At 59.7% G+C, this 11,655-nt stretch carries 13 protein-coding genes; 5 read left to right on the forward strand and 8 right to left on the reverse strand.

What is annotated here, in order from left to right; all coding sequences use genetic code 11:
- Nucleotides 1–917 (reverse strand): TIGR00730 family Rossman fold protein (locus GIW04_RS20935; RefSeq protein ID WP_236479170.1); only part of this gene is annotated, 917 nt, incomplete at its 3' end.
- A 294-nt stretch (nucleotides 918–1,211) separates the two neighbouring features.
- Nucleotides 1,212–1,646 carry a PA3611 family quorum-sensing-regulated virulence factor gene (locus tag GIW04_RS20940; RefSeq protein ID WP_003189047.1) on the reverse strand — a complete coding sequence of 145 codons (435 nt, stop codon included), beginning with the start codon at nucleotides 1,644–1,646 and terminating at the stop codon, nucleotides 1,212–1,214.
- A gap of 178 nt (nucleotides 1,647–1,824) precedes the next feature.
- Here GIW04_RS20940 and GIW04_RS20945 point away from each other — a divergent pair, with 178 nt between their 5' ends.
- The 3 genes from GIW04_RS20945 (at nucleotide 1,825) to GIW04_RS20955 (ending at nucleotide 3,884) form a co-directional block, all read left to right on the forward strand.
- Nucleotides 1,825–2,544 carry a tRNA-uridine aminocarboxypropyltransferase gene (locus GIW04_RS20945; RefSeq protein ID WP_034135794.1) on the forward strand — a complete coding sequence of 240 codons (720 nt, stop codon included), beginning with the start codon at nucleotides 1,825–1,827 and terminating at the stop codon, nucleotides 2,542–2,544.
- A 251-nt stretch (nucleotides 2,545–2,795) separates the two neighbouring features.
- Nucleotides 2,796–3,446 (forward strand): response regulator transcription factor ErdR, encoded by a 651-nt coding sequence (gene erdR, locus GIW04_RS20950; RefSeq protein ID WP_003189050.1) that lies wholly within the window; start codon nucleotides 2,796–2,798, stop codon nucleotides 3,444–3,446.
- Between the two features lie 75 nt (nucleotides 3,447–3,521).
- Nucleotides 3,522–3,884 carry a diacylglycerol kinase gene (locus tag GIW04_RS20955; RefSeq protein ID WP_003189051.1) on the forward strand — a complete coding sequence of 121 codons (363 nt, stop codon included), beginning with the start codon at nucleotides 3,522–3,524 and terminating at the stop codon, nucleotides 3,882–3,884.
- Nucleotides 3,885–3,887: 3 nt separating this feature from the next.
- On the opposite strand, the gene GIW04_RS20960 is transcribed toward GIW04_RS20955, so the two are convergent.
- The gene (locus GIW04_RS20960) at nucleotides 3,888–4,814 is read right to left on the reverse strand and encodes a LysR family transcriptional regulator (RefSeq protein ID WP_169912437.1); all 927 of its coding nucleotides are present in this window, start codon (nucleotides 4,812–4,814) and stop codon (nucleotides 3,888–3,890) included.
- Between the two features lie 125 nt (nucleotides 4,815–4,939).
- Here GIW04_RS20960 and fpr point away from each other — a divergent pair, with 125 nt between their 5' ends.
- Nucleotides 4,940–5,719: a ferredoxin-NADP reductase gene (fpr, locus tag GIW04_RS20965; protein WP_003189055.1), complete on the forward strand. Its 780-nt coding sequence runs from the start codon at nucleotides 4,940–4,942 to the stop codon at nucleotides 5,717–5,719.
- 182 nt (nucleotides 5,720–5,901) lie between these two features.
- Here fpr and tsaA read toward each other — a convergent pair whose 3' ends face one another.
- From tsaA to rimO, 5 genes are all read right to left on the reverse strand, one after another.
- On the reverse strand, nucleotides 5,902–6,597 hold the full coding sequence (tsaA, locus tag GIW04_RS20970; RefSeq protein ID WP_120247586.1) for a tRNA (N6-threonylcarbamoyladenosine(37)-N6)-methyltransferase TrmO: 696 nt from the start codon (nucleotides 6,595–6,597) through the stop codon (nucleotides 5,902–5,904).
- Between the two features lie 3 nt (nucleotides 6,598–6,600).
- Nucleotides 6,601–7,062: a DUF1456 family protein gene (locus GIW04_RS20975; RefSeq protein WP_003189058.1), complete on the reverse strand. Its 462-nt coding sequence runs from the start codon at nucleotides 7,060–7,062 to the stop codon at nucleotides 6,601–6,603.
- 68 nt (nucleotides 7,063–7,130) lie between these two features.
- Complete coding sequence (locus GIW04_RS20980) at nucleotides 7,131–7,841, reverse strand: rRNA pseudouridine synthase (protein WP_003189059.1); 711 nt, start codon at nucleotides 7,839–7,841, stop codon at nucleotides 7,131–7,133.
- A gap of 222 nt (nucleotides 7,842–8,063) precedes the next feature.
- On the reverse strand, nucleotides 8,064–8,534 hold the full coding sequence (locus tag GIW04_RS20985) for a GNAT family N-acetyltransferase (RefSeq protein WP_120247587.1): 471 nt from the start codon (nucleotides 8,532–8,534) through the stop codon (nucleotides 8,064–8,066).
- A gap of 100 nt (nucleotides 8,535–8,634) precedes the next feature.
- Nucleotides 8,635–9,975, reverse strand: coding sequence for a 30S ribosomal protein S12 methylthiotransferase RimO (gene rimO / locus GIW04_RS20990; RefSeq protein ID WP_003231334.1), 1,341 nt, complete (start codon nucleotides 9,973–9,975; stop codon nucleotides 8,635–8,637).
- A gap of 289 nt (nucleotides 9,976–10,264) precedes the next feature.
- On the opposite strand from rimO, the gene GIW04_RS20995 reads away from it, so the two are divergent.
- On the forward strand, nucleotides 10,265–11,655 hold a 1,391-nt coding region (locus GIW04_RS20995), incomplete at its 3' end, for a potassium transporter Kup (protein WP_236479171.1).

Consider the following 11,655-nt stretch of genomic DNA (forward strand, 5'->3'; position numbering starts at 1 on the left):
CCACTGAGCCGCAGGCTGGCAAACGCTTGTTGCATATGGGCCAGGGCGCGCTCACTCAGCGGATGATTCATGCGCACTACGAACTCACGCTTAAGCCAACGGGTGGAGTGGAAGTTGGCGTAGAACTGGTTGATTTCGTCCACGGCCTCTTCGGCGCTGTACACCAGGCGGACCAGTTTGAGGTCGGTGGGCAGGATATAGCGATTGGCTTCCAACTGGCCGCGGATGAAGTCCAGGGCGCCTTGCCAGAACCCACCGCCCGGCGCATCCAGTAGCACGACCGGCACCAGCGGGCTTTTGCCGGTTTGGATCAGGGTCAGCACTTCCAATGCCTCGTCGAGGGTGCCGAAACCGCCAGGGCACAACACCAGCGCGTCGGCTTCTTTGACGAAGAACAGCTTGCGGGTGAAGAAGAAGTGGAATGACAGCAGGTTTTCGGTGCCATCAATGGTCGGGTTGGCGTGCTGTTCAAAGGGCAGGGTGATATTGAACCCCAGGCTGTGCTCCAGGCCCGCGCCTTCGTGGGCTGCGGCCATGATGCCGCCACCGCCGCCGGTGATGACCATCAGGTCGGAACGTGCGAGCGCGGCACCCACTTCTCGGGCCAGCGCATACAAGTGGCTTTCCACTGGTGTACGCGCCGAGCCGAATACCGTGACTTTGCGCCGGCCCTTGAACTGTTCGAGAACGCGAAAGGCATGGTCCAATTCGCGGATGGCGCGCAGGGTGATTTTGGCGTTCCAGCGGTCACGGTCGTCCTGGGCCATGCGCAGGACGGTGAGGATCATGTCTCGATAAAGAGGGATATTCGGACTGTTGGGAGCGATCAACTGAATTTGTGCGTCGACCTGCTGAGTAAGGTCGGTCCCGTTTTCTTCAAAATGACGAAGCAGCAAATCATTCGATTCATAAGGCATTCAATTTCTCCTTTCTTTACAGGGCCTGGTAGTCGACGAGAACGTCGCTTGGGCCACGACACTGCTTGTGTCGCGGCATGCCGCAGGAGGGCAGGCCTTTTTTGTCCTGAAAATATGACAGAGCAGCATTAAAAACTGTGGTGGGCGGGTAGCCGGGCTAAACGGATGATGGGCCGAAAAACCCTTGGCTGGCAACCGCTTATTGGTGGCTCATTACGCAGTTCAGTCGCAGGCAGCAAACGCAGCACGGGCGTGCGCGCCGCTGGACAGCGGCGCCGGAGGGGCAAGCAGAGGTTACTTTTTCTTCTTCGCCGGAGCCGGGCAATCGGACTCTGCAAACTTGACCGAAGCCACCGGGCGATTGGTCTTGTTCTCGGTGATTTCATAGCGCATCACTGCGCCCTTGGCCATCAGCTCGCGATAGCCTGGGTTGGTGCACACACTGCGCCCCAGCTGGAAATACACAGCCTTGGGGTTGGCGCGCATCTGTTCGGCACGGTCAGGCAGCACGCTGAGGTGATCGATCAACTGCATGCCTTCAACGGTGTAGGCGACTTCCAGGGTTTTTTCATCGATTTCCCGGGGCAGGTCCTTGTTGCTTTCGGCCGCGACGCTTTGCAGCTTCTTGTTCATTTGAGCCTCCAGCAGCGAGGCCGCATGGGCGCCCATAGGCAAGACCAGCGCAAGGGCGACGGATGGGGCAACAAGGCGCAGCATGGAACGCAGCATGAAACTCTCCTGATTCGGTTACTGGTGCATAGACCAGCCACTGGGCTGTGCGTTCAGTGGCGCGCAATTATAGGTGAGCCCTTGCCACTACAGCCAGGCGTATCGCTGGTAAACTGCGGGACTTCTGTTTTTCACGAGTTTGTTCCGTGTCGATTTCCTTTTCTTCGCCGCGTGCCCGATGAGCCACGCCGTCTCCCGTTTGCGTACCCAGCGTCTGGCGCGTGCCGTCAGGCCGTTTCTCAATCGGGGTTCGCGTGCTGAACGCTGTCCCGGCTGTCGGGTCATTCCTGAATACTGCCTATGTGCCTGGCGGCCGCAGGTAGAAGCCAAGTCGGCCATGTGCCTGTTGATGCATGACGTAGAGCCGATGAAACCCAGCAACACGGGCTGGCTGATCGCCGATGTCATACACGACACCACCGCGTTCGCCTGGTCGCGTACCGAAGTCGACCCCGAGCTGCTCAGGTTGCTGGCCGACTCGCAGTGGCAACCGTATATCGTATTTCCCGGCGAATTCGTGGCGCCGCAACGGGTGGTCAGTGAAGTGTGCGTGGATGTGGGCAAGCGCCCGCTGTTCATTCTGCTGGACGGTACCTGGAGCGAAGCGCGCAAGATGTTTCGCAAAAGCCCCTACCTGGAACATTTACCCGTGCTGAGCCTGGCGCCCGAGCAGCTGTCGCGTTACAAGTTACGGCGCTCTAAGCGTGATGACCATTTCTGCACCGCCGAGGTGGCGGCGCTGTGCCTGGAGCTGGCTGATGACCTGGGCGCCAGCGAAGTGCTGGATGCCTACCTCGATGTGTTCAGCACCCACTACCTGGCTGCCAAGTTCCAACTGCCATTGGATGCTGCGGACGCCGTGCATACGCGCCTCGCACCCTACATCCCGGCGGGATAACCAGACGACGTTTGCATGATGGCACTGTAAGCCCGCAACCCGCTAAAATCCCCACGGGCGTAGTGCTTGACCCTCCAGGCTACGCTGGGCATGCTGTGCGCCGATTGGGTGCAACCGTGAATTATCGACGTCGTTTCATGTGTTTTTGACGTTGAACGGGCCCTGTGGCGATCGCTGCCTGGCCGTCGCCTCGTGTATTGGTGAACCCTGAACCCATCAGGGCTCCCATAAAAAACAGGATCATTTAACCAATGGCCACATACGAAATCCTGATTGCCGATGACCACCCGCTGTTTCGCAGCGCGCTGCATCAGGCCGTAACCCTGGGCCTTGGCCCCGATGTACGTCTGGTCGAAGTGGCCAGCATTGCCGAACTGGAAGCCCGCCTCACCGAAAAATCCGACTGGGACCTGGTATTGCTCGACCTGAACATGCCGGGTGCCTACGGTTTCTCCGGGTTGGTGCTGTTGCGTGGGCAATATCCGCAAATACCGGTGGTGATGGTGTCGGCCCAGGAAGAAGCCGATGTGGTGGTGCGTTCCAAAGAGTTTGGCGCCAGCGGTTTCATTCCCAAGTCCAGCGCGATGGAAGATATCCAGAAAGCCGTGCGTACGGTGTTGGACGGCGATGTGTCCTGGCCACCCCAGGCGTTTGAAGAAATCAATGTGTCCGATGAAGCCAAGGCCGCCCGCGATGGCCTGGCCAGCTTGACGCCCCAGCAGTTCCGGGTATTGACCATGGTTTGCGAAGGGTTGTTGAACAAGCAGATTGCCTACGAGTTGAGTGTGTCCGAAGCGACCATCAAGGCCCACGTTACGGCGATTTTCCGTAAGTTAGGCGTGCGTACGCGCACCCAGGCGGCGTTGCTGCTGCAGCAACTTGAGTCTATCTCGCAACATTAAGTTACAGCCGCTTCACGCTTTTTTTACTTTGCGTGATCTAGCTTCCCCACTTCTTTGGTTCAGTTGCCTACATCTATGTCGCCTTTCAAGGGTCAAACCGGTATCAAACGTATCTTCAACGCAGGGGGCTATTCCCTGGATGGCCTGCGTGCAGCTTTCACTGGCGAGGCGGCATTCCGCCAGTTGGTATTGTTGAACGTCATCCTGATCCCCCTGAGCTTTTTCCTGCAGGTCAGCCGGGTTGAACGGGCGCTGCTGATTGCAGTGTGTTTGTTGGCGCTGATCGTTGAATTGCTCAACTCAGCGGTAGAAGCGGCCATTGACCGTATCTCCCTGGACCGCCACCCGCTGTCGAAGAACGCCAAGGACATGGGTAGTGCCGCGCAGTTCGTGGCACTGACCATGATCACCCTGGTATGGGCCGTGATCCTGATCTGAAGATCACGCGATACTCGGCAGCACGATCTCGTCGCTGCGCTGCACCCCAGCGGTGAAGGCGCGGCACAGTTCGAGAAACTCGCGCATCGCCGAGGTCTGGTACTTCTGCTTGTGCCAGATGAAGTAGAACTGCCGGGCCAGGTCCAGGTCCGGGGTTTCCACCGGCACCAGGCTGCCACGGCGGAAGGCATCGCGCAGCGCCAGCCGCGAAATGCAGCCAATTCCCAAGCCTGACTCCACGGCCCGCTTGATTGCCTCCGTGTGTTCCAGTTCCAGGCGGATATTGAGTGCGCTGCGGTGATGACGCATGGCCTGGTCGAAGGTCAGGCGCGTGCCCGAGCCTTGTTCCCGCAGGATCCACGCTTCGTGGGTCAATTCGTCCATGGTTGCCAAGCCGCGCTTGGCCAAATGATGCTGAGGGGCGCAAAACACCACCAGCTCATCTTCTACCCAGGTTTGCACCTCGATATCCGGATGGCTGCAGTCGCCTTCGATTAGACCCAGGTCAATTTCGTAATGGGCAACCTGATGCACGATATGCGCAGTGTTCTGCACATGCAGCTTTACCTGGCTCTCGGGGTGTTGCTGCATGAAGCTGCCAATCAACAGCGTCGCCAGGTAATTGCCGATGGTCAGCGTGGCGCCGACCGCAAGGGAGCCGAAGCCGGACTTGCCGTTGAGCAGGTCTTCGATCTCCTTGGCCTGGTCCAGCAGCGCAACGGCCTGGGGCAACAGTTGGTGACCGAGGGCGTTGAGGCTCAGGCGTTTACCGGCGCGGTCGAATAATTGGCAGCTGGATTGACGCTCCAGCTCGGTAATCGAGGTGCTGGCGGCGGATTGAGATAAGGCCAGAAGGCCAGCAGCGCGCGAGACGCTTTCCTGCTGGGCGACGGCGACGAAAACTTGCAGTTGACGGAGAGTAAATCGCATATCGATATAACCGATAACCCTTATCTTAATAATCCAGTTAACAGATATTGTCGCCGCCATTAGAATGCTGTGCAATTGCGCATCCTTACCTTTGGCGCAGACCCATTTCCAGGAGTTCCCCGTACATGAGCAACATGAACCACGAGCGTGTCCTCAGTGTTCATCACTGGAACGACACTCTGTTCAGCTTCAAGTGCACCCGCGATCCGGGCCTGCGCTTCGAGAACGGTCAGTTCGTGATGATCGGCCTGCAACAGCCCAACGGCCGCCCGCTCATGCGCGCTTACTCCATTGCCAGCCCGAACTGGGAAGAGCATCTGGAGTTCTTCAGCATCAAGGTGCCCGATGGCCCGCTGACTTCCCAGTTGCAGCATCTGAAGGAAGGCGACGAGATCATCATCAGCAAAAAACCGACAGGCACCCTGGTACTTGACGATTTGAAGCCGGGCAAGCATCTGTATCTGCTCAGCACCGGCACTGGCCTCGCCCCATTCATGAGCGTGATCCAGGACCCAGAGACCTACGAGCGTTTCGAAAAAGTCATCCTGTGCCACGGCGTGCGCTACGTCAACGAAGTCGCCTACCGCGAATTCATCACCGAGCACCTGCCGCAGAACGAGTTCTTCGGCGAGGCCCTGCGTGACAAGTTGATCTACTACCCGACCGTGACCCGCGAGCCGTTCGAAAACGAAGGCCGCCTGACCGACCTGATGCGCAGTGGCAAGCTGTTCAGCGACATCGGCCTGCCGCCGATCAACCCCGAGGACGACCGCGCCATGCTGTGCGGCAGCCCAAGCATGTTGGACGAGACCAGCGAAGTGTTGAACAGCTTCGGTCTCAAGGTTTCGCCACGGATGCGTGAGCCGGGTGACTACCTGATCGAGCGTGCGTTCGTCGAAAAGTGACCTCGGGTCACCTGTAGGAGCGAGCTTGCTCGCGAAGAACGTCAACGATAACGCTGGCATCTTGACTGAACGCGGTGCCTGTTCGTTTTTCGCGAGCAAGCTCGCTCCTACAGTTGAATGCGTTTGCAAAGAAAAGCCCGCGTTGCCTGTGAAGGCAACGCGGGCTTTTTCGTTTGTGCGATTTACTGCACCGAAACCACTTCCAGCACACAAATCATCCCCGGCTCCGGGTAGTGCCAGCGCACATCCACGTCCCAGAAGCGCACACCGTATTCACGCTCAGGGCCGGGCGTTTGGTAGGCCGGTCGCGGATCTTGCGCCAGGCATTGATCAATCAACTCTACCAACGGTTCACCAAGGCGCTGCGCATGGCCTTGCGCCTGTTGCAGTGCGGCCTTGAGCCATTGCACGCCGATCAGTTGGGGGGCATCGCTGGCGATGTGGTTGGTGGCTGCATCAACATTATCGGCATAGGGCACATACGGCTTGATATCCAGCACCGGCGTGCCATCGAGCAAATCTATGCCGGAAATCCACAGTCGCCCCGGCTCCACCTTGTCCAGTTTCACCACCGACTGGCCGATGCCATTGGGACGATGGGTCGCACGGGTAGCAAATACACCCATGGAGGTATTGCCCCCCAGGCGTGGCGGGCGCACTTTCAGGCGTGGCTTGTCTTCCAGGGTTTGGTGGAACAGGAACAGCAGCCACACATGGCTGACCTGCTCCAGCCCCTGCACCGCCTCACCCTGGTCGAACGGCGCCACCAACTCCAGCACGCCGCGGGCAGCCGGCGCCAACTGCGGTTGGCGCGGGATGGCGAACTTCTCCTTGAAGCAAGAGCGCACGAAGCCGACCGGGGAGACCTGATAGCTCATGGCTTAAGCACGAACCCGCAGGGTCAAGCCCTTGAGGAAGTTGCGCAGCAACTGGTCGCCACAGGTGCGGTAGTTGGTGTGGCCGAATTTGCGGAACAACGCGCTCAGCTCTGGCTTGGACACCGGGAACTCCGCCGCCTTGAGGATTGCATGCATGTCGTCTTCCTTCAGTTCGAAGGCCACACGCAGCTTTTTCAGGATGATGTTGTTGGTCACCGGGGTTTCGATTGGTTGCGGCGGGCGGCTTTCGTCCTTGCCGCGCTTGAAGATCACCAGACCGTCAAGGAAGTGCGCCATGACGTCATCCGGGCAGAACACGAAGCCTTCTTCCTCATCTTTTTTGAGGTAGGTCAGCAGGTCTTCCTTGGTCACGTCCATGCCGCCGAGCTTGATGATCTCGACCATCTTGTTGTCGCTGATGTCGAGCATGTAGCGCACGCTGCGCAGTACGTCGTTGTGAATCATGGTGGGCAATCCTGGTATTCAACGGATGACACCGCCGGAATCAGGCGGTGTCGGGAAAAGGGAACGGCTTAAAACTTTTCTTTGCCGGACAGGTAACGCCATTGGCCCACCGGCACCTTGCCGATGGACACGCCGCCGATACGGATACGGCGGATGGCGATGACTTTCAGGCCAACGGCTTCGCAGAACAGCGCGATCACGCCGGGTTGCGGGTTTTTCATCGCAAAGCGTAGGCGGTTTTCGTTCTGCCAGCTGGCTTTGACGGCAGGCAGCTCTTTGCCTTTGTAGGTCAGGCCGTGGTTCAGGCGGTTGAGGCCGTGGGCAACCATGTCGCCTTCGACTTCCACCACGTATTCCTGCTCGATCTTGGCGGCATCGGCGGTCAACTTGCGCAGAATCTTCCAGTCCTGGGTGAACACCAGCAGGCCACTGGCCTTGGCTTGCAGGTCGGCGCTGGCGCTCAGGCGCAGAAAGTGCCCCTTGAGCGGGCGCTTGCCGAAGCGGTGTTCTTCAGAGAGGGTATCGGCGCTGATCGAGGCCATGGCGGTTTCAGCATCCACGCCTGCGGGGGCGTGCAGCAGGATGGTCACCGGCTCTGGCGCGGTGGCTTTGGCCTCTGGGTCCAGCTCGACTTTCTCGTCAGTGACCTTGAACTGCGGCTCGTCGATCACTTCGCCGTCCACCGAGACCCAGCCGCCTTCGATAAACAGCTCAGCCTCCCGACGGGAGCAACCGACCAGTTCGATAAGGCGTTTGGAGAGGCGTATGGGGTCAGTCATGACAAGGGCCGTAACAAAAGGGGGCCACTATTGTACCTGCCTGGCGCCGGTTAATCCCGGCTCCATTTCAGCGCATGTGCCCTAACAATTATTTAACTGACGCAACACGGGCCAAATGTGGGAGCTGGCTTGCCTGCGATGGCGGTATACCAGCACCGGATGGGTAGACTGACCCGACGCCTTCGCAGGCAAGCCAGCTCCCACAGTTTGTACGGGATGATTTCAGGCATTACGCGCCTGTTGCTGCTGGCGCAGACGCAGGTGCAACAACGGATAAGGCTGCCCAAGCCCATCATGCTCTGTGCGCCCGATCACCTCGAAGCCTTGCTTGAGGTAAAACCCCAAGGCCTGAGGGTTCTGTTCGTTGACGTCCAGTTCATCGGCATTCATGTGTTCGATCGCGTAACCCAGCAATTGCCGGCCCAGTCCCTGGCCACGGTAGTGCGGGTCGATAAACAGCATCTCCACCTTGCCCGCCGACACGCCGGCGAACCCGTTGATGCGTTGGCGCGAGTCCTTGGTGCAGATCAGCATCACCGCATCGAGGTAGCGGGTCAGCACCAGGTTTTTCAGCAACTCGATATAGCTGTCCGGGAGGAAGTGGTGGGTGGCGCGTACCGAGTCCTCCCAGATCTGCACCAGGCGCGCGTAGTCGCTGGTTCTAGGTGTGTGAATCACCGAATGCTGACGCATACCCGCTGTCCCTTGCTGTATTCGGGGTTGATGGGCAATACGATAGACCTAAAAAAGCCCCGCATCTTCTCAGAGGCGGGGCTTTTTTATCATCGGGCGATCAGTCGCGCTTTTCGGCCCACAAGTCGTACTCGTCGGCGTCGGTCACGGTGCACCACACTTTGTCACCCGGCTTCAGGCCGCTGGCATCGTCGATAAACACGTTACCGTCGATTTCAGGGGCGTCAAAGAAGCAGCGGCCCACCGCGCCTTGCTCGTCGACTTCATCGATGAGCACTTCGATTTCCTTGCCGATGCGCAGTTGCAGGCGTGCCGAGCTGATGGCCTGCTGATGCGCCATGAAGCGCTCCCAGCGGTCTTGCTTGACGTCGTCCGGCACCACGGCCAGGTCCAGCAGGTTGGCCGGAGCACCTTCCACCGGCGAGTACTGGAAGCAACCGACGCGGTCCAGCTGCGCTTCGGTCAGCCAGTCCAGCAGGTACTGGAAGTCTTCTTCGGTCTCGCCGGGGAAGCCGACGATGAAAGTGGAGCGGATGATCAGCTCCGGGCAGATCTCGCGCCAGTTCTTGATGCGTGCCAGGGTCTTGTCTTCGAACGCCGGGCGTTTCATCGCCTTGAGCACTTTCGGGCTGGCGTGCTGGAACGGGATGTCCAGGTACGGCAGGATCTTGCCAGCGGCCATCAACGGGATCAACTCGTCCACGTGCGGGTAAGGGTAAACATAGTGCAGGCGCACCCACACGCCCAGGCTGCTAAGGGCTTCGCACAACTCGGTCATGCGGGTTTTCACCGGCGCGCCATTCCAGAAACCGGTGCGGTATTTCACATCGACGCCGTAGGCGCTGGTGTCCTGGGAGATCACCAGCAGCTCCTTGACGCCAGACTTGACCAGGCGCTGGGCCTCGTCGAGCACGTCACCCACCGGGCGGCTCACCAGTTTGCCGCGCATCGACGGGATGATGCAGAAGCTGCAGCTGTGGTTGCAGCCTTCCGAAATCTTCAGGTACGCGTAGTGGCGCGGGGTCAGCTTGATGCCTTGAGGCGGCACCAAGTCGATCAGCGGGTTGTGATCCTGGCGTGGCGGCACCACCTCGTGCACAGCGTTGACCACCTGCTCGTACTGCTGCGGGCCGGTCACGGCCAGCACGCTCGGGTGCACGTTGCGGATATTGCCTTCTTCCACCCCCATGCAGCCGGTCACGATGACCTTGCCGTTTTCCTTGATGGCTTCGCCGATCACTTCCAGGGATTCGGCTTTGGCCGAGTCGATGAAGCCGCAGGTGTTGACCACCACCACATCGGCGTCCTGGTAAGTGGACACGACGTCGTAGCCTTCCATACGCAATTGCGTGAGGATGCGCTCGGAGTCGACAAGCGCCTTCGGGCAACCCAGGGAAACAAAGCCAACCTTGGGGTTGGCTTTTGCGATGGTGGTGGACATGTCTAACCTCGGTATTGAATGACGCTGCCGGTCGTGCACGACAAGGCAACGGACGGGCGCTTGGTGCGCCTCTGATCAAAAAGTGCGCAATTCTATCGGTGGGCAACGCACTTGACCAGCTTTATGCAGGGAAATACGACGAGTGCTGCGCTATGCTTCGCGCCGTTGCGCACGGGTAAAGCCCTTGGGTCAATAAAACGTCTGTTACGAGAAGTAAAACAGCGCATGCTAGGGTCAGCTTAGAAGCGCTGTTTATAAAAGACCTCAGGTCAAAGGGCAGGAGTGGTTGATGGGTCAGGCAAGTAGTCAGGCAGCAGGTGCCGAGCATTCAAAAGCCAAGCCGATTGGCATGCTGGTGGCGGCGGTCGGGGTGGTTTATGGCGATATCGGGACCAGCCCGCTCTACACCCTTAAAGAGGTGTTCAACGGCGGTTATGGGGTGCAGGTCAACCATGACGGCGTCTTGGGGATCCTGGCGCTGATCTTCTGGTCGCTGATCTGGGTGGTGTCGATCAAGTATGTGCTGTTCGTGCTGCGTGCCGACAACCAGGGCGAGGGCGGCATCATGGCCCTCACCGCGTTGGCCCGGCGAGCTGCCGGGAAGCACACGAAATTGCGCAGTTTCCTGGTGGTATGTGGCCTGTGTGGCGCGGCGCTGTTCTACGGCGACAGTATGATCACCCCGGCGATTTCGGTGTTGTCGGCCATCGAAGGCTTGGAACTGGCGTTCGACGGCCTGGAAAAATGGGTGGTGCCCATTGCCTTGGTGGTGCTGGTGGCGCTGTTCCTGATCCAGAAACACGGCACCGACCGCATCGGCAAGCTGTTCGGCCCGGTGATGGTCACCTGGTTCCTGGTGTTGGGCGGCCTGGGGGTGTATGGCATTCTGCAGCAACCCGAAGTGCTCAATGCTCTGAACCCGGCATGGGGCGTGCGCTTCTTTATGGTGCACCCCGGTATTGGCGTGGCGATCCTCGGCGCGGTGGTATTGGCATTGACCGGCGCCGAAGCGTTGTACGCCGACATGGGCCACTTCGGCCGCAAACCCATTGCCCGTGCGTGGTTCCTGCTGGTGCTGCCGGCGCTGGTGCTCAACTATTTCGGCCAGGGCGCGATGCTGCTGGGCGATCCGGAGGCGGCGCGCAACCCGTTCTACCTGCTGGCGCCAAGCTGGGCGCTGGTCCCGTTGGTGGGCTTGTCCACCATGGCCACGGTGATTGCTTCCCAGGCGGTGATTTCCGGCGCGTTCTCGTTGACCCGCCAGGCGATCCAGCTGGGTTACATCCCGCGCATGCATATCCAGCACACCTCCAGTGCCGAACAGGGCCAGATCTACATCGGTGCGGTGAACTGGTCGTTGATGGTCGGCGTGATCCTGCTGGTGTTGGGCTTCGAATCCTCCGGTGCCCTGGCCTCGGCCTACGGCGTAGCTGTGACGGGCACCATGCTGATGACCACCATCCTGGTGTCGGCGGTCATGCTGCTGCTGTGGAAATGGCCACCGGTGCTGGCCGTGCCGCTGTTGCTCTGCTGCCTGTTGGTGGACGGTCTGTTCTTCGCCGCCAACGCGCCGAAGATCCTCCAGGGCGGCGCCTTCCCGGTATTGGCGGGGGGCGCGCGGGTTTTGCTTCGGTCCACCTCGCGGGCCGGCCGGGCATGGGTGGGGCGCGGTGTGCTCGG

This window comes from Pseudomonas sp. PA-4-8C, assembly GCF_021606625.1.
GTDB classification, from domain to species: Bacteria; Pseudomonadota; Gammaproteobacteria; order Pseudomonadales; family Pseudomonadaceae; genus Aquipseudomonas; species Aquipseudomonas lactis.